This is a genomic window from Gemmatimonas aurantiaca (genome assembly GCF_037190085.1).
Lineage (GTDB): Bacteria > Gemmatimonadota > Gemmatimonadetes > Gemmatimonadales > Gemmatimonadaceae > Gemmatimonas > Gemmatimonas aurantiaca_A.
Window position 1 is genome coordinate 145,132 of sequence record NZ_JBBCJO010000009.1, and the last position, 18,393, is coordinate 163,524.

Annotated in this window: 27 protein-coding genes; 4 read left to right on the plus strand and 23 right to left on the minus strand. The window is 66.1% G+C overall.

The window, feature by feature from the left end:
• Nucleotides 1-3: 3 nt before the first annotated feature.
• The 3 genes from WG208_RS12025 to trpS form a co-directional block, all read right to left on the minus strand.
• Nucleotides 4-1,335, minus strand: a complete 1,332-nt coding sequence (locus WG208_RS12025; protein WP_337171608.1) for a PilT/PilU family type 4a pilus ATPase — start codon at nt 1,333-1,335, stop codon at nt 4-6.
• Between the two features lie 82 nt (nt 1,336-1,417).
• Nucleotides 1,418-2,467: a D-2-hydroxyacid dehydrogenase gene (locus WG208_RS12030; RefSeq protein ID WP_337171609.1), complete on the minus strand. Its 1,050-nt coding sequence runs from the start codon at nt 2,465-2,467 to the stop codon at nt 1,418-1,420.
• A 17-nt stretch (nt 2,468-2,484) separates the two neighbouring features.
• Nucleotides 2,485-3,516, minus strand: coding sequence for a tryptophan--tRNA ligase (trpS, locus tag WG208_RS12035; RefSeq protein WP_337171610.1), 1,032 nt, complete (start codon nt 3,514-3,516; stop codon nt 2,485-2,487).
• Between the two features lie 85 nt (nt 3,517-3,601).
• Between trpS and WG208_RS12040 the strand changes: the two genes are divergently transcribed.
• From WG208_RS12040 to WG208_RS12050, 3 genes are all read left to right on the plus strand, one after another.
• Entirely contained in the window at nt 3,602-4,423 is an 822-nt protein-coding gene (locus tag WG208_RS12040; protein WP_337171611.1) for an inositol monophosphatase family protein, read from the plus strand.
• 75 nt (nt 4,424-4,498) lie between these two features.
• On the plus strand, nt 4,499-6,034 hold the full coding sequence (gene ftcD / locus WG208_RS12045; protein ID WP_337171612.1) for a glutamate formimidoyltransferase: 1,536 nt from the start codon (nt 4,499-4,501) through the stop codon (nt 6,032-6,034).
• A gap of 56 nt (nt 6,035-6,090) precedes the next feature.
• A complete protein-coding gene (locus WG208_RS12050; protein WP_337171613.1) occupies nt 6,091-7,140 on the plus strand; it encodes a 6-bladed beta-propeller in 1,050 nt (349 codons plus the stop codon).
• A gap of 48 nt (nt 7,141-7,188) precedes the next feature.
• On the opposite strand, the gene WG208_RS12055 is transcribed toward WG208_RS12050, so the two are convergent.
• Nucleotides 7,189-7,617: a VOC family protein gene (locus tag WG208_RS12055; RefSeq protein WP_337171614.1), complete on the minus strand. Its 429-nt coding sequence runs from the start codon at nt 7,615-7,617 to the stop codon at nt 7,189-7,191.
• Between the two features lie 84 nt (nt 7,618-7,701).
• Between WG208_RS12055 and WG208_RS12060 the strand changes: the two genes are divergently transcribed.
• Nucleotides 7,702-8,475 (plus strand): helix-turn-helix transcriptional regulator, encoded by a 774-nt coding sequence (locus WG208_RS12060; protein ID WP_337171615.1) that lies wholly within the window; start codon nt 7,702-7,704, stop codon nt 8,473-8,475.
• A 16-nt stretch (nt 8,476-8,491) separates the two neighbouring features.
• On the opposite strand, the gene map is transcribed toward WG208_RS12060, so the two are convergent.
• From map to rpsS, 19 genes are all read right to left on the minus strand, one after another.
• Complete coding sequence (gene map, locus WG208_RS12065) at nt 8,492-9,259, minus strand: type I methionyl aminopeptidase (protein ID WP_337171616.1); 768 nt, start codon at nt 9,257-9,259, stop codon at nt 8,492-8,494.
• A complete protein-coding gene (locus tag WG208_RS12070; protein ID WP_337171617.1) occupies nt 9,259-9,903 on the minus strand; it encodes an adenylate kinase in 645 nt (214 codons plus the stop codon). Before WG208_RS12070 ends, map begins: the two co-directional genes overlap by 1 nt.
• 10 nt (nt 9,904-9,913) lie before the next feature.
• Entirely contained in the window at nt 9,914-11,260 is a 1,347-nt protein-coding gene (gene secY, locus WG208_RS12075) for a preprotein translocase subunit SecY (protein WP_337171618.1), read from the minus strand.
• Nucleotides 11,261-11,277: 17 nt separating this feature from the next.
• Nucleotides 11,278-11,724 carry a 50S ribosomal protein L15 gene (gene rplO, locus WG208_RS12080; RefSeq protein ID WP_337171646.1) on the minus strand — a complete coding sequence of 149 codons (447 nt, stop codon included), beginning with the start codon at nt 11,722-11,724 and terminating at the stop codon, nt 11,278-11,280.
• A 40-nt stretch (nt 11,725-11,764) separates the two neighbouring features.
• Entirely contained in the window at nt 11,765-11,974 is a 210-nt protein-coding gene (gene rpmD, locus WG208_RS12085; RefSeq protein WP_337171647.1) for a 50S ribosomal protein L30, read from the minus strand.
• A 44-nt stretch (nt 11,975-12,018) separates the two neighbouring features.
• Complete coding sequence (gene rpsE, locus WG208_RS18795) at nt 12,019-12,819, minus strand: 30S ribosomal protein S5 (RefSeq protein ID WP_345786993.1); 801 nt, start codon at nt 12,817-12,819, stop codon at nt 12,019-12,021.
• Nucleotides 12,820-12,821: 2 nt separating this feature from the next.
• Nucleotides 12,822-13,178 carry a 50S ribosomal protein L18 gene (rplR, locus tag WG208_RS12095; RefSeq protein ID WP_337171619.1) on the minus strand — a complete coding sequence of 119 codons (357 nt, stop codon included), beginning with the start codon at nt 13,176-13,178 and terminating at the stop codon, nt 12,822-12,824.
• Nucleotides 13,178-13,717, minus strand: a complete 540-nt coding sequence (gene rplF, locus WG208_RS12100) for a 50S ribosomal protein L6 (RefSeq protein ID WP_337171620.1) — start codon at nt 13,715-13,717, stop codon at nt 13,178-13,180. The genes rplR and rplF overlap by 1 nt, the downstream gene beginning before the upstream one ends.
• 13 nt (nt 13,718-13,730) lie before the next feature.
• Nucleotides 13,731-14,132 carry a 30S ribosomal protein S8 gene (rpsH, locus tag WG208_RS12105; protein ID WP_337171621.1) on the minus strand — a complete coding sequence of 134 codons (402 nt, stop codon included), beginning with the start codon at nt 14,130-14,132 and terminating at the stop codon, nt 13,731-13,733.
• Nucleotides 14,133-14,188: 56 nt separating this feature from the next.
• The gene (gene rpsN, locus WG208_RS12110; RefSeq protein WP_337171622.1) at nt 14,189-14,494 is read right to left on the minus strand and encodes a 30S ribosomal protein S14; all 306 of its coding nucleotides are present in this window, start codon (nt 14,492-14,494) and stop codon (nt 14,189-14,191) included.
• Nucleotides 14,495-14,516: 22 nt separating this feature from the next.
• Nucleotides 14,517-15,113 carry a 50S ribosomal protein L5 gene (gene rplE / locus WG208_RS12115; RefSeq protein ID WP_345786998.1) on the minus strand — a complete coding sequence of 199 codons (597 nt, stop codon included), beginning with the start codon at nt 15,111-15,113 and terminating at the stop codon, nt 14,517-14,519.
• Nucleotides 15,114-15,307: 194 nt separating this feature from the next.
• Nucleotides 15,308-15,628 (minus strand): 50S ribosomal protein L24, encoded by a 321-nt coding sequence (gene rplX, locus WG208_RS12120; RefSeq protein WP_337171649.1) that lies wholly within the window; start codon nt 15,626-15,628, stop codon nt 15,308-15,310.
• Nucleotides 15,629-15,713: 85 nt separating this feature from the next.
• Nucleotides 15,714-16,082 carry a 50S ribosomal protein L14 gene (rplN, locus tag WG208_RS12125; RefSeq protein WP_012682372.1) on the minus strand — a complete coding sequence of 123 codons (369 nt, stop codon included), beginning with the start codon at nt 16,080-16,082 and terminating at the stop codon, nt 15,714-15,716.
• A gap of 11 nt (nt 16,083-16,093) precedes the next feature.
• Entirely contained in the window at nt 16,094-16,390 is a 297-nt protein-coding gene (gene rpsQ / locus WG208_RS12130; RefSeq protein WP_337171623.1) for a 30S ribosomal protein S17, read from the minus strand.
• 14 nt (nt 16,391-16,404) lie between these two features.
• The gene (rpmC, locus tag WG208_RS12135) at nt 16,405-16,608 is read right to left on the minus strand and encodes a 50S ribosomal protein L29 (protein WP_337171624.1); all 204 of its coding nucleotides are present in this window, start codon (nt 16,606-16,608) and stop codon (nt 16,405-16,407) included.
• Nucleotides 16,598-17,026, minus strand: a complete 429-nt coding sequence (gene rplP / locus WG208_RS12140; protein WP_337171625.1) for a 50S ribosomal protein L16 — start codon at nt 17,024-17,026, stop codon at nt 16,598-16,600. Before rplP ends, rpmC begins: the two co-directional genes overlap by 11 nt.
• A gap of 12 nt (nt 17,027-17,038) precedes the next feature.
• Nucleotides 17,039-17,698: a 30S ribosomal protein S3 gene (gene rpsC / locus WG208_RS12145; protein WP_345786994.1), complete on the minus strand. Its 660-nt coding sequence runs from the start codon at nt 17,696-17,698 to the stop codon at nt 17,039-17,041.
• A complete protein-coding gene (rplV, locus tag WG208_RS12150) occupies nt 17,698-18,075 on the minus strand; it encodes a 50S ribosomal protein L22 (RefSeq protein ID WP_345786995.1) in 378 nt (125 codons plus the stop codon). The genes rpsC and rplV overlap by 1 nt, the downstream gene beginning before the upstream one ends.
• Before the next feature lie 3 nt (nt 18,076-18,078).
• On the minus strand, nt 18,079-18,369 hold the full coding sequence (rpsS, locus tag WG208_RS12155) for a 30S ribosomal protein S19 (protein WP_337171626.1): 291 nt from the start codon (nt 18,367-18,369) through the stop codon (nt 18,079-18,081).
• Between the last annotated feature and the right edge of the window lie 24 nt (nt 18,370-18,393).

Here is an 18,393-nt window from a genome sequence, read left to right on the forward strand (position 1 = left end):
GTCTCAGCTCCCGAACAGACTCTCGAACCCGCTCCCGAACACCGACGCATCGCCGGCAAAGGGATTGGGACTCGACACCACGCCATGACCGGTGGGACTCGTCGCCAGCGGCGGCAGCGTGGCTCCCGTGCCCAGCGGATTGGCGCCGAGCGCCGCCATGCCGGGCGAAGCCTGCGCCGGCATCCCACCGGGAATCGTACCATGGCCCGGCGGCATGACCGCCGCATGATTGCCGGTCTTCGGCAGCGCGCCGCCCGACATCGCCTGGCCGTTCTTCCCCATGCGGAAGCCGAGTTCGAAATCGGCCGGATTCGTCGCCGCACCCTTCGCCACTTCGAAGTCGATCTCCCCGGTGTTCACCAGTTCGGCGAGATGCTGGTCGAACGTCTGCATGCCGTACTGGGCACCGTCCGCCATGTAGTCGCGGATCTCGGCGATGTTGCCCTCGGCGATCAGATCGCGGATGGTGCTCGTCACGATCATCACCTCCGCGGCCACCACGCGGCCCTGCCCGTTCTTGCGCGGCAGGAGACGTTGCGACACCACGGCGTGCAGCGATTCGGCCAGACGCGTGCGCACCACGAGCTGCTCCTCGGGCGGGAACATCGCCACGATGCGGAGGATCGTGCTCTGCGCATCGGGCGTGTGCAGCGTGGAGATGAGCAGATGGCCCGTTTCCGCCGCTTTCATGGCGGTGTCGATCGTCTCCGCATCGCGCATCTCGCCGATCAGAATCACGTCGGGATCCTGGCGCAGGGCCGCGCGCAATCCCATCCGGAACGTATCGGTGTCGATCCCCACTTCACGCTGCGTCACCGAGCTGCGCAGATCGTTGTGAATGAACTCGATCGGATTCTCGAGCGTGAGGATGTGCTTCTCGTACGAGGCGTTGATCTCGTTCACGAGCGCCGCCATCGTGCTCGACTTGCCCGAGCCCGTCACGCCGGTCACGAGCACCATGCCGCGCTCGGTGTGGGCAATGCGCGTGAGCACGGGTGGCAGACGCAACGACGACACCGTGGGCACCTGCTCCGGAATCACGCGCATCACGATGGAATGCGCCGAGCGTTGCCGCATGATGTTCACGCGGAAGCGGCCCACACCGACCGCCGCCCACGAACAGTCGTGGTCTCGGAGGGAATCGATGTTCGCGCGTTCCGCGTCGGACACCATCAGATGCAGCGCGATCGCCCGCGTCTGTTCAGCCGTGAGGGCCTGTTTGGTGAGCACCACCAGGCGACCGTCGATGCGCGCGCGCACGACATCGCCGGCCTTGATGTGCACATCGGAGGCCCCACGATCGACTGCTGCTTTGATGATCCGTTCAATTGCCACGGGCGAATCCTGCGAACGCACTCGGTGAATCGCTGACGGACGCCCGGCCCGGTTCACCGCGTGGCCGAAGTCGGCTCCGCGATCAGTATCCGGCGTCGAGGTCCACGACGTTGCGGAGTGGCTCTCCGGCACTCCACCGCCGCCAATTGTCCATGAACAGCGCGAGCCCACGTTGCCACGTGCGCCGGGGAGAAACCCCGGAGACATGCGGCGTCACGAGAACGCGGGGGTGGCGCCACCAGGGGCTGTCGGCCGGCAGCGGTTCGGTGGTGAAAACGTCCAGCACCGCTCCGCGCACCCGTCCACTGTCGAGCCCTTCCAGCAGCGCCGCATCCGCGACCAGAGGTCCACGCGCTACGTTCACGACGATTGCCCCGGCAGGGAGCAACGCCAGCCGGTCACCGTCCAGCAACGTCCGGGTGCCCGCCGTGAGCGGCGCGGCCACCACCACCACATCGGCATCCGGCAGCACCTCTTCGAGCGCGTCCGGTCCCACCACGCGCCGGAATCCCGGGGGCACCCCACGTTCAGGACGTCGGCGCACCCCCGTGCATTCACAACCCAGCGCCTGGAAACGCTGCGCCACGGCACTGCCGATCCCACCGGCACCGATCACCAGCACACGGTACTCCGACAGTTCGCGGATGCCACCATCGTTCTCCACGAACGGTTCCCGCTTCCAGGCCCGCTCGGCCTGCTGCCGCACCGCGTAGTCGAGACCGCGCACGAAATGCAGCACGCCGCCCAGCACCGTGTCCGCCATGGGCTCCGCGTACACACCGGCGCCGTTGGTGAACACCACACCGCTGGCCGCGAGTTCGGGTGTGATCGATTCGCCGATGCCAGCCGACGCACTGTGGGCCCAGCGCAGTCGTGGCGACGCGGCCAGCAACGTGGGCGTCAGGCCATACCCGAAGTACGCCTCCGCGGTGGGCATCGCCGCGAGCGCCTCGGGGCTGGGTTCGTTGGTGCCGTTGCCGAGACTGCGGGAGATCGAGGCGATGTGCACGACCTCCCACCCCGGCGGTGCCTGGGCCGTGATCTCCTCGGCGGCCCACTCCGGCAGACGCATGTGCAAGGCACTGCTCTGCATGTCCACCACCAATCGACGCACCGACTCAGCTCCCGTCATGTTCGCGTTGGCTCCCGTCAGACCGCGGCCGGCGAGGACACGGACGACGGCACCGGCGGCGGTCCCGTGAGCCCGTCGAGTCCCATGTATCCACGCACGTCACGCATGGTCTCGGCGGCAATGGCCGATGCCGTGGCCGCACCCGAGGCCAGCGCGTCGAGCACCTTCTGCGGTTCCGCATCGAGTTCCGCCGACCGGCGGCGGATGGGCGTCAGTTCGAGCACGATGCCTTCGAGCAGCACCTTCTTGCAGTCCATGCACCCCCAGCCGGCCGTGCGGCACTGTTCGGCCACATGTACCTGCGTGGGCTCGTCGGAGAAGGCCTTGTGCAACTGGAAGATGTTGCACACCTCCGGACGCCCCGGATCGGTCTTGCGCACCCGCTGCGGATCGGTGACGGCGGGACGCAGCTTCGCCCAGATCTCCTCGTCGGTTTCGTGCAGCGCGATGGTGTTGCCCAGCGACTTCGACATCTTGGCCTGCCCGTCGAGCCCCATGATGCGACGCGTGGGCGTGAGCAGCGGCTTGGGTTCGGGGAAATACTCCTGTCCGAACTTCGCATTCCACTTGCGGGCGGTGTCGCGGGCCAGCTCGAGATGCTGCACCTGATCCTCGCCCACCGGAACGCTGTCGGCCCGATAGAGCAGAATGTCCGCCGCCTGCAGCACCGGATACATGAGCAGGCCCGCGGGAATGCTTTCCATCTTCGACGACTTGTCCTTGAACTGCGTCTGGCGCTCGAGGTCACCCAGTGGCGTCAACGTGGTGAACAACCACGACAGCTCGGTGTGCGCCGGCACGTCGCTCTGCATGAACAGCGACGCCTTGGCCGGATCGATCCCCGCGGCCAGCAGGGACCGCGCCATCCCCCAACGCCGGGCACGCAGGGCCGCCGGATCGTAGGTTCCCGTGATGGCGTGGTAGTCCACCACGCAGTAGATCGCGCCGGGATGCTCGTCCTGCAGACGAACCCAGTTCTTGACGGCGCCCAGATAATTGCCGATGTGCAGTTCGCCCGAAGGCTGGATGCCACTGAAGATGCGTGCCATCCTTCAAACGTAGTTTCGCCTGCATGCTCCAGCAACGCACCACCCGTGCCACTTCCAAGCATCCGTGGACCATCGTGGACCATCCGTGAATCATCCCGATCGCCATCGGTGGCGTGACGCCGCCGTGCACGCGGCGGCCGTGGCCGCCGAGTTCATCAGACAGGAATCCCGCGCGCGCGACACCATCACCTGGCAGTCGAAGAGCCCCACCGACTTCGTCAGCCATGTCGACATCGGCGCCGAGGAACGCATCCGCGAGATCCTGCACGCGCACATTCCCGGCATCCGCGTCGTGGGTGAAGAACTGGGCAGCGACGGCGATCCCGAATCGGGGCTGGTCGCCATCGTGGACCCGCTCGACGGCACCACCAACTTCCTGCACGGCTTTCCCAACTACGCGGTGAGTATCTGCGTGGCGCTGGATGGCGTGCCGCAGGCCGGCGTGGTGCACGACATCATGCGTGGAGGAGGCGAGCACCGTGAGACCGTGTGCACCGCCACGGCGGGAGACGGCGCGTTCGCCAATGGTGCGCGCATGCGGGTGTCCACCATCACCGATCCATCGCGTGCCCTCATCGGCACGGGGTTTCCGTTCAAGGACGTCACCAGTGCCGATGACTACGTGCGGATGATGCGCCGTCTCATGCCGTTGGTGTCGGGGTTGCGTCGTGCCGGTTCGGCGGCGCTCGATCTGTCGGACGTGGCCCATGGCCGCTTCGATGGCTTCTGGGAGCTCTGGCTCAATGCCTGGGATCATGCGGCGGGTGTGCTGCTGGTGCGTGAGGCGGGAGGCCGCGTGACCGATCTCGAAGGCCGGGACGCCCGACTGATCGGCGGTCCCATCGTCGCGTCCAACGGCGTGCTGCACGAGTGGTTCCTCGACATCCTGCGCGGTGGCGCCTCGTAGCACCGCTCGCCGCGCCGAGGCCCCGTCGATAGCTTACGCGTATAACTCAACTTTCTCCATCTCCGACATCGTCCCGTGTCTCTCGTCGAGTGCGTTCCGAATTTCTCCGAAGGGCGTGACCCGGCCGTCATCGCCGCCATCCGTGATGCGATTGCCGCCACGCCGGGTGCGCATGTGCTCGATGTGTCGAGCGACCCGTCGCATCATCGCACGGTCATCACGTTCGTCGCGTCGCTCGATGCGGCGGTGCCGGCGGCGCTGGCCGCCATGACGGTCGCGCGCGATCGCATCGATCTGACGAAACATCAGGGAGAGCATCCGCGCATCGGCGCCACCGATGTGGTGCCGTTCATTCCGCTCGATGGCGCGACCATGGAGGACTGTGTTGCGCTGGCGCGTGAACTCGGTGCGCGTGCCGCGAAGGAACTCGGCATCCCGGTGTATCTCTACGAACGCGCGGCCACCACGCCGGCCCGCGAAAATCTGGCCGATGTGCGTCGCGGCGAATTCGAGGGACTGCGTGACGAGGTGCGCACCAATGCCGCGCGACGTCCCGACTTCGGACCGGCCGAACTGCACGCCACGGCCGGCGCCACGGCGGTGGGCGCCCGTCCGTTCCTTGTGGCCTACAACGTGTACCTCGGCGACGCGAAGAACCTGCCCGTGGCCAAGGAGGTCGCCAAGGCCATTCGTGGATCGTCGGGCGGCCTGCGCTACGTGAAAGGACTCGGCATGGAAGTCGATGGCCAGGCGCAGGTATCGATGAATCTCGTGGACACCGAGAAGACGCCGCTGCATCGTGTGTTCGAGATCGTGAAATCGGAAGCGGCGGCGCATGGCGTGAGTCCCACCTGGAGCGAGATCGTCGGACTCGTGCCCGAACGTGTGCTGCTCGAAGCCGGCGCCCGTCACGTGCAATTGCGGGGCTTCTCCAAGTCCATGCTGCTGGAAACGAAGGTGCGTGACGCCGTGTCGGGTGGTGAATCGGTGGACGGCTTCATGTCGAGCGTGGCGTCGGCGCAGCCCACGCCGGGTGGCGGCAGCGTGGCGGCCCATGCGGGCGCGCTCAGTGCGGCGCTGGTGCAGATGGTGTCGGGCCTCACGGTGGGCAAGAAGAAGTACGCCGCGGCCGAAGAGGAGATGAAGCAGGCCGCGCTCGACGCGTCGGCGCTGCGCCGTGAACTCAACACGCTCGTCGTGCGTGATGCGGAATCGTACGAACGTGTGCGCGCCGCGTATCAGATGCCGAAGGAACCGGAGACCGCCCTGGCCGCGCGTCAGGCCGCGATCCGTGAAGCCCTGTTGTATGCCGCCGAAGTCCCGTTGGAATCGGCACGGGCAGCGGTGAAGGTGGCGGCGTTGAGTGCAGCGGTGGCCGAGCGTGGCAACAGCAATGCGGTCAGCGACGCCTGCGTGGGCGCGTTGCTGGCGGAAGCCGCGTGCAAGGGTGCGGTGTTCAATGTGCGCATCAACGTGGCCTCACTCGACGACGGCGATGCGGCGGCCACGGCGCGCGGCGCCGCACTCGCGGCCGAGGCGAAGCGTTGCGTGGAGGAAGCCGGTGCGCACGCCAGGGCCGCGGAAGCGGCGACGGAGCGGGCGATCGGGTAGTGAGGCGGAAGTGAGCATTCCCATCCATCGTCCTGGGGCTCTTGGGAGGAGTATTCATGAATCGTCATGCCGCTGTGTGTGTCGTGAGTTCGTTGTGCGTGCTCCTCTCTTGCGGAGGAGCTGACGGCGGACAGTCCAAACGGCCGGGCGCACCCACTGCACCGGCCCTCTTCCGGGAGTCCTTTCTCCTGACGGACTCGCTGGAACTGGAGTCGACAGACCAGTCCCCCATCGTGCGGATTTCCGGCCTGGCTATCGATCACGCAGGCCGGATCGTTCTTGCCGATGCTTCGGAGCGCACCGTTCGTATTCACGCGCCCGACGGTCGTCTGCTCAAACTGATTGGTCGGTCCGGTGACGGACCGGGAGAGTTTCGCGAGCCCCGTTTCATCATGGCGCTCAGCGGCAATGAGCTGGCCATCGGCGAGGGGACGGGGAAGTTGCACGTGTTCCGCAATGATTCGCTGGTCCGTACGCAGCAACTGGAGGGCCTGACGTTCGTCTCCAGTTTCAGCCATGACCCGAGCCGAGGTATGCTCGTGGCCATCCAGACCGATGGCGAGAAATCGTCACTCTACCTGTATGATGTCCAGGGCAAGCTGCTGAAGAGCATTCCCGTGGTAGCCAACAAGCCAGCCCCGGATCAGCCGCTGGATCCACGCTGGAACAATGTGTATCAGGCCTGGTCCACCACCTGCGGAGATGGACACGCGTACGTCGCCACCACGATCAGTGACTCGGTCTGGCGGGTCGCACTCGACGATGGTGCCATCGCGAGTCAATCCGCGGCCTACGTCGGCTACAGTGCCCCTGTGCTACCCGACCCTTCTGCGCCTGTCGATCGCGCGAAGCTCTTCGGCTGGATCAAGAAATACGATGCCGTGCAGGGCATCATGTGCGAACGCGGCCAGGTGGGATTCACATTCGTCCGCGGCACGAGGAACTACGGCGACCCACAGGTCTTCATGTTGCGGGAAGGCGATCGGTGGCAGGGGTACTCGGAGGCACTCCCCGTCGTGGCGTTCCGGGGAGACACGCTGCTGGCCCTGCTGAACGCATCGGACAAACAGGAACGTTTCTGGATCGGGAAGTACGTCCGACGATAGCCGGAGATCGTCGACCGCGAGAATGCCCCTGGAGTAGCGGGCGCCTCCTCACACATCGTCGGGAAGTGGCCGCGGATCGGGCTGCATGGCGCCGGCCACATTGCCCTCCGTGTCACGGAACCACAGCAGGTGGCCCACCGTGGGAATCGTCGCGATGGGCATGAGGATCGTGCCACCCGCCGCTTCGATCGCGCGCTGCGCAGCATGAATGTCGGCCACGGCAATCGTGCATTCGAACCCCGTCATGCGCTCACCCGGCACCAGCGTGCGACGCCCCTGCAGTGAACCGAAGATGGCCGGCGTCTCGGCGGTCGAGCCCGTCTCGATCATGTAGAACCCCGGCGGACCCCAGGCATGGAATTGCCAGCCGAACACTTCCCCATAGAATCGCCTCGCCCGCCCCAGATCGTCGGCGTTGATGGCGAAGTGACGCACCGGCGATGACGGCGCGGATGATGGATTGGACGCAGCAGCCATGGAGACTCCGATCAGAGGACACAAAGAACCTTCGCCGATCATAGTGCTTTCCGAAATGGCACGCTTGCGCAAGATTGTCATAATATGTCGAAAATCCGCCAGCCTGACACGATGGTGCGCTCGAGCTCCATCGGGTTCCACGGAGACTACATCTGGCGGGAACGTCATTCCGACTGGGGACAGCTTCTCTGGGCGTCCCGCGGCACCATCGATGTCGTGGTGGATCGTGCACTCTGGCTGGTCCCCGCCCGCCGGGCCCTGTGGCTCCCGCCGGGCACGGCGCACGACGTCCACATGACCGGTCGCGGTGTGCTGCGCCTGGTGTTCATCGCCCGTTCGCGCGCCCGTGGCATGGGCACGGCGCCCCGCGTGCTCACGCTGACGCCACTGCTGCGTGAGCTCCTGCGCCGCGTACTCGTGCGGGATACGCTCGCCTCAGATCATCCGCAGGACGTACGCCTGCTCGGCGTATTGCTGGACGAATTGCGGGACGCCGATGGAACTCCGGTGGATCTCCCCATGCCGATCGATCCGCGTGCCCTGCGGGCCGCGGCGCTCGTTCGTGAGCACACGGAAGAGCCTCCCGATCTGGACACCATCGCCCGATATGCCGGCGCCAGCGGCCGCACTCTGGAGCGCCTCTTCCGCGTGGAGACCGGTCTGCCCTTTGGCGCATGGCGTCAGCGGGCGAGACTCATGCACGCCATGACGCACCTCGCCGACGGGGAGTCCGTCACCCGTGCCGGGATCGCGGCCGGTTATGCCAGCACCAGTGCATTCGTACAGGCGTTTCATCGCCTCACAGGAAAAACGCCGGGGCAATTCACTGCCCCGGCGCGCACGACTCGACCAACCTGACATCGGATGACGATGTTTACGTCAGAATCCGCGGTCCATTCTCGGTGATCGCCACCGTGTGTTCGAAGTGCGCCGAACGTTTGCCGTCGGCGGTCACCACGGTCCATTTGTCGCTCAGCGTGCGGGTCTTCGCCGTGCCCACGTTCACCATCGGTTCGATGGCGATGGTGAGGCCCACGCTCAGTTTCTTGCCGCGCTTCGGCTTGCCGTAGTTGGGGATCTGCAGCTCCTCGTGCGGCGAGAAGCCCACGCCGTGCCCAACGAGTTCACGAACCACCGCAAAGCCCTCAGCCTCGACCACGGCCTGCACGGCCGCGCCGATGTCGCCGACATGATTGTCGGCCACCGCCGCGGCAATACCGGCGTCGAGTGAGCGGCGCGTGACGTCGAGCAGATGCTGCGTCTCCGCGTCGATCTCGCCCACTGGGACGGTGATCGCCGCATCGGTGTACATGCCCTCGAGCTTCACGCCGACATCGAGCGTCACGATATCGCCGTCCCGCAGCACACGCTTGCGGGACGGGATGCCATGCACGATTTCCTCGTTGATCGAGATGCAGGCGCTTCCGGGAAAGCCGTACAGCCCCTTGAAGGCCGGTTCGGCGCCCGCGTGCGAACGGATGAACGCTTCACATAACTGATCGAGTTCACCCGTGGAGATCCCGGGCCGCACATGTCCCTTGAGATGCATGAGCGTCGCGTGCAGGATCTCGCCGCCCCGCGCCATGATCTCGATTTCACGCGCCGACTTGAGCAACGTGGTAGGTGCCGAGCTGCCGATCATCAGACGATCCCGAGCGCCGAGTGCACGCGCGCTTCCACGTCTTCGAGCGTGCCCAGCGCGTCGACCTGCACGAGATTCGCACCGTGCGTCCGGTACCAGTCGATCACCGGCGACGTCTGCTCCCGGTACACTTCCATGCGCTTGCGGATGGCGTCCGGCTCGTCGTCCTTGCGACGGACCAGGGTGCCCATCTTGCCATCGGCTTCGCACTTCTCGCCGGGCTGACGGCCGAAGAACGGACGCTGACACACGTCGCACGTGGTGCGACCGCTGAGACGCCGCACGAGTTCGTCCTCGTCCACTTCGAACAACAGCACCGCGTCGAGCGGACGGCCGAGCGCGGCGAGCATGTCGCTCAGTCCGGCGGCCTGCGGCGTGGTGCGCACCACCCCGTCGAGGATGGCGCCTTTTGCCGCACTGGGTGCCGCGAGCGCCTCTTTCATGATGCCCATGATCACGGCATCGGGAACCAGATCGCCGCGGTCCATCGCGGCCTTCGCTTCGAGACCGAGCGGGGTGCCTTCCTTCACGGCCGCACGCAGCACATCGCCGGTGGCGATCTTGGGAACGTCAAGGCGAGCGGCAAGCCGCTCGCCTTGCGTCCCCTTGCCCGCGCCCGGCGGTCCAAGCAGGACGATGATCACATCAGAACCCTCAGAAGCCCTGGGTCGCCTGGCTTCCGCGGAAGCGGACGCGACCCTTCTTCATGAAGCCGTCGTACTTGCGGAGCAGCAGGTGCTGCTGCATCTGCGCCATGGTATCGAGTGCCACACCGACCACGATCAGCAGCGAGGTACCGCCGAACGCGAACGGCACGTTCACGATACGGGCGATCACGATCGGCAACAGCGCGATGGCGGTGAGGAAGATGGCACCGGGCAGCGTGATGCGTTCCACGACATGCTCAATGTATTCCGCCGTCTTCGCGCCCGGCTTGATGCCCGGCACGAACCCGCCCTGCTTCTTCAGATTCTCGGCCAGATCGACCGGATTGAAGATGATCGAGGTGTAGAAGTAGGTGAACAGGAGAATGAGGATCGCGGACAGTACGAAGTACAGCCACGGATTCGGCCCCTGCGGATTGAAGTACTCCGCGATCTCCTGGAGCTTGGCGTTGCCGCTGAACTGCGCCAGCGCGCCTGGAATCACGATCACCGACTGCGCAAAGATGATCGGCATCACGCCCGCGGTGTTGATGCGGAGCGGGATGAAGTTGCGCGCGGCTTCACGCTGACGGCCACGGGCCATCGTGCGCTGCGGGATCTGGATGAGGATGCGGCGCGCGGCCACCGTGATGGCCACCGTACCGGCCACCACCGCAACCATCACCACACCCAGCACCACCAGCGACAGCGGCGCGATGACGCCCGTCGTCACGAAGCTGAACGTCTGGATGATCGACGGCCACATGCGCTCGACGATCGAGAAGAAGATGATCAGCGACGCCCCGTTGCCGAGTCCCCGCTCCGTGATCTGCTCGCCCAGCCACATGACGAAGATCGCGCCCGTGGTGAGGAAGAGCATCATCTGGATGGTGAACCACGGACCCGGACGCGACACGGCCGCCGGCAGCGACGCGGTGAACAGCGCGAAGCCGTAAGCCTGCACCAGCGCCAGCACCACCGTGAGGTAGCGGGTGTACTGCGTCAGCTTTTTCCGGCCTTCTTCATCCTTCTGCATCTTGTCCACGTTCGGCAGCACCGCGCCGGCGATCTGGACGAAGATGCTCGCCGAGATGTAGGGCATGATGCCGAGCGCAAACACCGTGGCGCGCGAAAGACCACCACCCACGAACATGTCGTAGAGGCCGAGCAGGCCACCGCCCTGCTGGCGGGTGAAGTAGTCCGTCAGCGCCTGGACATCGATCCCGGGCGCCGTGATGTGCGAGCCCAGGCGATAGATCACCATACACAGGAACGTGAAGGTGATCTTCGCCCACAGCTCGGGCGTCCGGTAAATGTTGGCGACGGCCTGGGCCGCCGCGTTGTTTTGCTCTGCCATGCGCCGAGTGGTCTCCGTCAGCCGTCGACGCGGCCACCGGCCGCTTCGATCTTCGCCTTGGCCGCGGCGCTGACCTTCACGCCGCGCACCGTGAACGCGCGCGTCACGTCACCGTTCGCCAGCAGCTTCGCCGGGCCCTGTCCCGCCCGGATGAGGCCCGCTGCCGCCAGCGTCTCCACCGTCACCTCGTCTCCCGACACCTGCGTCAGCGCGTCGAGGCGCACCACCTGCGCCTCCTCACGGAACGGGTTGGTGAACCCTCGCTTCGGGATACGGCGCGTGATCGGCATCTGACCACCTTCGAAGTGCGGCTTGCCGCCACCGGGGCCGCCATGACCCGAGCGGGCCATGGAACCCTTGTGACCCTTGCCGGACGTCTTGCCGAGGCCGGAACCCGGACCACGACCGAGACGACGACGCGAGCGATGCGAGCCGGGCGCCGGCGCCAGATTGTGCAGGCCGATCTTCTCGACGCCTTCGGCGCCTGAATTGTTCGCCACGTGCTTACTCCTCCACGGCCGTCACCTGGACCAGGTGACGGACCTTCTTGAGCTGACCGCGCAGCGAGGCGGAATCCTGCTGCACGACGCTGGCCTGGTGATGCCGCAGGCCGAGCGCCGCAAGCGTCGCGCGCATCCGCCACGAATGGCCGATGGCACTGCGCACCTGCGTGATCTTGAGCTTCCCGTTCCCGGGCGCCTCGAGCTTCGGCACCTTGGCCGGGCCCTTGGACGGATGCCACACGAATGTCCGCGGCATTATGCCACCTCTGCAGCCGTTGCGGCTGCGGCCGGAGCGGCCCCGACCACGGCCGCCTTGCGGGGATCATGGATCTCGGTGCGCGCCTTCGCACGCGACTTGTACCCGATCTGCGACGGTTCGAGCCCGCGCTCCTTCGCCGCCTGTTCGACGGTGATGAGGTGCGTCAGACCATCGATCGCCGCACGAACCATGTTGTGCGGATTGGTCGAACCCAGCGACTTCGTGAGAATGTCGTGGATGCCCGCGCACTCGAGCACGGCACGCACGGCGCCACCGGCGATCACACCGGCACCGGGCGCAGCAGGCTTCATGAGCACCTTGCCGGCGCCATGCTTGCCCACCACCTCGTGCGGGATCGTCGAGCCGGTGAGCGGGATCGCCACCATGCTGCGCCGCGCCGCATCGACGGCCTTGCGGACCGCTTCCGACACTTCGTTCGCCTTGCCGGTGGCAAAGCCCACCTTGCCCTGTCCGTCGCCGACGGCCACGAGCGCGTTGAAGGAGAAGCGACGGCCACCCTTCACGACCTTCGCCACGCGATTGATCGCGATCACGTTTTCGACGAGATCGCTCTGTTCGCGCTCCTGCTGCGCGCCACGGTCCGGACCACGGCCACGGCCGTCACGTCCACCCTGACCGCCTTCGCCGCCGGGTCCACGACCACGACCGCCGCCGGGTCCGCCGGGGCCACGGCCACGGCCGCCGCCCGGGCCACCACGTCCACGGCCGCCACCCGGGCCACCGCGTCCACCACCACGCGGCGCCGGAGCGCCACCCTGATTCTGTGCGTCTGCCATGATCAGAACTCCAGGCCGCCCTCTCGGGCGCCTTCGGCAACGGCCTTCACACGGCCATGGTACTGGTAACCAGCGCGGTCGAAGACCACCTTCGAGATGCCGGCCGCCTTCGCCTTCTCCGCCGCGGCCTTGCCGACGGCGAGCGCGCGCTCCGACTTCGTGCCGCTCATCCCCTCGTCGCCGACTGTCAGCAGCGTGCGCTGCGCGACGTCGTCCACGACCTGGGCATAGATATGCTTCAGCGAGCGGAACACGACGAGACGCGGACGCTCCGCCGTCCCCGATACCGCCTTGCGCACCCGCAGGTGACGGCGCTTGCGCCGTTCCGCGTTCGTACGCGGGATCGCGATCTTGGCCATTACTTGCCTCCCGCCTTGCCGGCCTTGCGCCGGATGACTTCGCCCTGGTACTTGACGCCCTTGCCCTTGTACGGCTCGGGCTTGCGCAGACTGCGAATCTCCGCGGCGACCTGACCCACGTGTTCCTTGCTCGCGCCTTCGATCACCACCGTGGTGGGATTCGGCGCGCTGATCTTCACGCCTTCCGGCGCCTTGTACTCGATCTGATGCGAGAAGCCGAGCGACAGCAGCGCGCCGTAGGGCTTGATCTCGGCCTTGTAGCCGACGCCCGTGATTTCCAGCGTGCGCGTGAAGCCCTTGGTGACGCCTTCGACCATGTTGGCCACGAGCGTGCGCGTCAGGCCATGGAGCGCCTTGTGGCGTTCCTCGTCCGACGGGCGCTTCACCAGGAGCTCCGCCCCTTCCTGCGACAGCACCATGTCGGCGGGCAGCACGCGGGAGAGTTCTCCCTTCGGCCCCTTCACCGTCAATGCGCTGCCGTCGATCGCCACGGTCACCCCGGCCGGAACCGGGATCGGGCGCTTACCGATACGTGACATGAATGCGGTCTCCTTACCAGACGAGGGCGAGCAGTTCGCCGCCCGTGTTGGCGGAGCGCGCATCACGATCCGACATGATCCCCTTCGACGTGCTGAGGATGGCCATGCCGAGGCCGTTGCGCACCCGCGGGATCTCGGTCACGCCGACGTACTTGCGCAGGCCGGGCGTGGAGATGCGGCGCGCTTCACGGATCACCGACTGGCCGCCGTGTGCGTACTTCAGAATCACTCGCAGCACGGACTTGCCGTCCTCGAGGTCGACCGTGCGGTAATCCTGGATGAAGGCGTTCTCCTTCAGGATGCGCGCGATCTCGATCTTGATCTTCGATACCGGCATGTCGACGCGGCGGTGCTTGGAGGCACACGCGTTGCGGAGGCGCGTCAGCATGTCGGCAATGGGGTCGTTGAGGCTCATGCTCTCGAAAGTCTCCTATGGTATCCGCGCCAGGCGGACCTGTAGGAAGTGAATGGTTACCAGCTCGCCTTCCGGACGCCCGGAATCAAGCCGTTGAGGGCCATCTCGCGCAGCGCGAGGCGGCTCAGGCCGAAGTGCCGGAGATACGCCCGCGGACGACCGCTGATGTTGCAGCGGTTGCGCACACGGGTCTTCGACGAATCACGCGGCAGCTTGTGCAGCGCGTTCACCGCGGCCTGCACTTCTTCCGGCGTGCTCTTCGGATTGCTGATCGTGGCCTTGAGCGCCGCGCGCTTCTGGGCATAGCGCTGCACCAGCTCCGCGCGCTGCGCATTCCGGGCCAACTTGCTCGTCTTTGCCATCGTTCTGAGTCCTGGTGTCCGGTCAGGCCGCGCTCGGCTGCGCCACCTTGGGCGTCACCGGCTTGTCGTCGCCACGGAACGGCATACCCAGCTGATGCAGCAGCGCAAACGCGTGCGCATCCTTGGATGCCGTCGTCACGAACGTGATGTCCATGCCGTGGATCTGCTCGACCATGTCGTAGTTGATCTCGGGGAAGATCATCTGCTCCTTGATGCCGAGCGTGTAGTTGCCACGACCGTCGAACGACTTGGTGCCGAGTCCGCGGAAATCGCGGATACGCGGGCACGCCACCGTCACGAAGCGATCGAGGAACTCCCACATCTTCGCGCCACGCATCGTCACCGACGCGCCGATCTCCTGACCTTCCCGGAGACCGAAGTTCGCGACCGACTTCTTCGCCTTGCGGCGCACCGGCTTCTGGCCGGAGATCAGCGCGAGCTCTTCCACCACCACGTCGAGCAGCTTGGGCTGCTTCACCGCCTCGCCCACGCCGCAGTTGATCACGATCTTCGTGAGCGTGGGGATCTGATGCGGGTTGTCGAAGCCGAACTGCTTGGCCAGCGACGCGCGCACGGTGTTTTCGTAGTAGGCCTTCAGACGCGGGGCCGCCACCGGCAATCCGGCACCGGCATGTTCCCGCTTCGTGAAGTCCACGGCCTGCCGCGGCTGGCCGGCCTGCTTGCCGCCCTTGCCGCCACCCTTCTGGCCCGCGCCGCCCTTGGCAGCGCCGGCCTTCGTGCCGCTCTTTGCTCCACCCTTCGCGCCGCCCTTGGCGGCGCCCTTTTCCTTGGTCGCCATCGTTCTTGCTCCGGTCAGCGCGCGCGGGGAATGACTTCACCGCTCTTCACGCCGACGCGCTCCTTCGTGCCGTCCTTGTCGATCCGCACCTTGGTGCGGGTCGGCTTGCCGGTCTTCGAATCGAGCAGCATCACGTTCGACGCGTGGAAGGGTGCGGCCATCTCGATGATGCCGCTCTGCTCCTCCGCCGTGCGCGCCTTGCGGTGCTTCTTCACGATGTTGATGCCTTCCACCTTGATGCGGCCCGTCTTGGGGTAGACCTGGAGGACCTTGCCCTCCTTCCCCTTGTCGTCGCCACGCATCACGCGGATGGTATCACCCTTCGTCACGTGGATCACTTCGCGCGACGCCTTGAGGGCGTGGCGAGCCGCGCCGAGGCGCTGGCCGCGATCCGTCTTGTAGTACACGTTCTTTCGCATCTCAGAGCACCTCGGGTGCCAGCGAGACGATCTTCATGTAGCGCTTCTCGCGGAGCTCGCGCGCCACGGGGCCGAAGATACGCGTCGCCTTCGGTTCGCCGTTGTCGTTGATGATCACGACGGCGTTTTCATCGAAGCGGATGTAGCTGCCATCCTTGCGGCGCGTCTCCTTCACCGTGCGCACCACCACGGCCTTGGCCACGTCGGACTTCTTCACCGTGCCGTTCGGCAGTGCGTCCTTCACCGCCACGATGACCCGGTCGCCCAGGCCGGCGTAGCGACGGCGCGTGCCGCCCAGCACCCGGATCACCAGCGCGCGCTTGGCGCCACTGTTGTCCGCGACCTTCACCACGGATTCCTGCTGAATCATGGTCCGTTACCTCAGCGTGCGCGTTCGACGATCTCGACCACGCGCCACCGCTTGTCCTTCGACAAGGGCCGGGTCTCCATGATACGCACCGTGTCGCCGAGCTTCGCCGAGTTCTCCTCGTCGTGCGCTTTCAGCTTGCGGGTCCGCGTCACCATCTTGCCGTACTGGGGGTGCGGCATGCGGCGGTCGATCTTCACGACCACCGTCTTGTCCATCTTGTCGCTCACGACGAGACCCACGCGCACCTTGCGCGCCGTCCGTTCGGAGGCGCCGTTCTGCGCGACGCTCGCGTTGTTCTGTTCAGCCATCGATCGGATTCCGGTTAGCGGCCACGGGCGGGGAGCTGACGCTCCCGCTGCACCGTCTTCAGGCGCGCGATGTCCCTGCGGATGCTGCGCAGCCGCAGCGGCTCTTCCAGCGCTTCGGTGCCGCTGCGGAACCGGAGACGGAATCGCTCCTCCTCGAGTTCCGCGATGCGGGTGACGAGTTCGTCGTCAGCGAGTCCGCGGATTTCTTCAGCCTTCATTGGTCACCGCCTCCTCGCGCGCCACGAACTTGGTCTTCACGCCGAGCTTCGCGGCGGCCAGGCCCATGGCCGTCTCGGCCAGTTCCTTCGACACGCCTTCGATCTCGAACATCACCCGGCCCGGCTTCACCACCGCCACCCACAACTCCGGCGAACCCTTACCCTTGCCCATGCGGGTTTCGGCCGGCTTCTTCGTGATCGGCTTGTCCGGGAAAATCCGGATCCACACCTTGCCGCCACGCTTGATGTGACGCGTCATCGCGACGCGGCACGCTTCGATCTGCCGGCTCGTCACCCAGCCCGGCTCGAGCGCCTGCAGGCCGTACGCGCCGAACGACACGTCGGACCCACGGTGCGCCAGGCCGGTCGTGCGGCCCTTGAACATCTTGCGGAACTTGACCCGCTTCGGACTCAGCATCGTTCAGTCTCCTCAGACGCCGGTCGAGTAGGTCTTGCCGCGACGATCTTCCACGATCTCGCCCTTGAAGATCCACACCTTCACACCGATGGTGCCGTAGGTGGTCTTCGCGGTGCTCGTCGCGTAGTCGATGTCGGCGCGCAGCGTATGAAGGGGCACCCGGCCTTCCATGTACCCTTCCACGCGCGCGATCTCGGCCCCGCCCAGGCGGCCGCCGGCCTTCACCTTGATGCCCAGCGCGCCCATCCGCATCGCGCTCTGCACGGCGCGCTTCATGGCGCGACGGAACGAGATACGCTGCGAGAGCTGCGCGGCGATGTTGTCGGCGACGAGCTGCGCCTCGACTTCCGGACGCTTGATCTCCTCGACGTTGATGCCGACTTCCTTCCCCGTCAGCTGCGCGAGCTCGTCACGCAGCTTGTCCACCTCGGCGCCCTTCTTGCCGATCACCACGCCCGGACGGCCGGTGTGGATCGTCACCACGACCTTCCCCGGCTTGCGTTCGATCGTCACATCCGAGATCGCCGCGTTGTCGAGACGGGCCTTGAGGTACTTCCGGAGCAGCGCGTCTTCCTTGAGCAGCGCCGGCATCTCCTTCTTCGCGTACCAGGTCGACCGCCAGTTCTTCGTGACCCCGAGGCGGAACCCGATCGGATTCGTCTTCTGTCCCATTAGCGCACCGCCTCCGTCACGACGATCTCCACGTGGCTCGTTCGCTTCAGCATCGGCGTCGCACGGCCCATGGCCGCCGGCGTCCAGCGCTTGAGCTTCGGCCCCTCGTTCACGATGGCCTTCGTGATCACCAACGTGTCGACATCCAGCGACAGGTTGGCGGCACGGGCCGCCTGCTCCGCGTTCGCGACGGCGCTGTTGAGCGTCTTCTCGATCTGCTCCGCCGCGTGTTTCTTCGAAAACTTCAACAGCGCCAGCGCCTCGTTGACGCGCTGTCCGCGGATCTGGTCGATGACCAGCCGCATCTTGTAGGGGGACTGCCGCGTCGTGCGCTGAATCGCGCGCGCCTCGATCCCCGTCTTCGTGGCCTTGGCCATGGCTTACTTGCCTCCCTTCTTCTTCGCGTCCGCCTTCTGCCCCGCGTGGCCGCGGAACAGACGCGTCGGCGAGAACTCGCCCAGCTTGTGACCCACCATGTTTTCCGTCACGTACACCGGGATGAACTTGTTCCCGTTGTGCACCGCGAACGTGTGGCCCACGAACTCGGGGAGAATCGTGCTGGCGCGCGACCAGGTCTTCACGACCTTCTTCTCGCTCTTGGCGTTCATCGCCACCACCTTCGCCTCCAGGCGCTCAGCGACGAACGGACCCTTCTTGATGCTTCTCGACATATCGGTTCTCGTCTCGCCTGGCGG

Excerpts from the sequence above, each read along its gene's own strand:
- WG208_RS12030 (WP_337171609.1), bottom strand. The coding sequence starts at position 2,467 with ATGACGGGAGCTGAGTCGGTGCGTCGATTGGTGGTGGACATGCAGAGC.
- trpS (WP_337171610.1), bottom strand. The coding sequence starts at position 3,516 with ATGGCACGCATCTTCAGTGGCATCCAGCCTTCGGGCGAACTGCACATC.
- WG208_RS12050 (WP_337171613.1), top strand. The coding sequence starts at position 6,091 with ATGAATCGTCATGCCGCTGTGTGTGTCGTGAGTTCGTTGTGCGTGCTC.
- WG208_RS12055 (WP_337171614.1), bottom strand. The coding sequence starts at position 7,617 with ATGGCTGCTGCGTCCAATCCATCATCCGCGCCGTCATCGCCGGTGCGT.
- WG208_RS12060 (WP_337171615.1), top strand. The coding sequence starts at position 7,702 with ATGTCGAAAATCCGCCAGCCTGACACGATGGTGCGCTCGAGCTCCATC.
- map (WP_337171616.1), bottom strand. The coding sequence starts at position 9,259 with ATGATCGGCAGCTCGGCACCTACCACGTTGCTCAAGTCGGCGCGTGAA.
- secY (WP_337171618.1), bottom strand. The coding sequence starts at position 11,260 with ATGGCAGAGCAAAACAACGCGGCGGCCCAGGCCGTCGCCAACATTTAC.
- rpsE (WP_345786993.1), bottom strand. The coding sequence starts at position 12,819 with ATGGCAGACGCACAGAATCAGGGTGGCGCTCCGGCGCCGCGTGGTGGT.
- rplR (WP_337171619.1), bottom strand. The coding sequence starts at position 13,178 with ATGGCCAAGATCGCGATCCCGCGTACGAACGCGGAACGGCGCAAGCGC.
- rplF (WP_337171620.1), bottom strand. The coding sequence starts at position 13,717 with ATGTCACGTATCGGTAAGCGCCCGATCCCGGTTCCGGCCGGGGTGACC.
- rpsH (WP_337171621.1), bottom strand. The coding sequence starts at position 14,132 with ATGAGCCTCAACGACCCCATTGCCGACATGCTGACGCGCCTCCGCAAC.
- rpsN (WP_337171622.1), bottom strand. The coding sequence starts at position 14,494 with ATGGCAAAGACGAGCAAGTTGGCCCGGAATGCGCAGCGCGCGGAGCTG.
- rplN (WP_012682372.1), bottom strand. The coding sequence starts at position 16,082 with ATGATTCAGCAGGAATCCGTGGTGAAGGTCGCGGACAACAGTGGCGCC.
- rpsQ (WP_337171623.1), bottom strand. The coding sequence starts at position 16,390 with ATGGCTGAACAGAACAACGCGAGCGTCGCGCAGAACGGCGCCTCCGAA.
- rpmC (WP_337171624.1), bottom strand. The coding sequence starts at position 16,608 with ATGAAGGCTGAAGAAATCCGCGGACTCGCTGACGACGAACTCGTCACC.
- rplP (WP_337171625.1), bottom strand. The coding sequence starts at position 17,026 with ATGCTGAGTCCGAAGCGGGTCAAGTTCCGCAAGATGTTCAAGGGCCGC.
- rpsC (WP_345786994.1), bottom strand. The coding sequence starts at position 17,698 with ATGGGACAGAAGACGAATCCGATCGGGTTCCGCCTCGGGGTCACGAAG.
- rplV (WP_345786995.1), bottom strand. The coding sequence starts at position 18,075 with ATGGCCAAGGCCACGAAGACGGGGATCGAGGCGCGCGCGATTCAGCGC.
- rpsS (WP_337171626.1), bottom strand. The coding sequence starts at position 18,369 with ATGTCGAGAAGCATCAAGAAGGGTCCGTTCGTCGCTGAGCGCCTGGAG.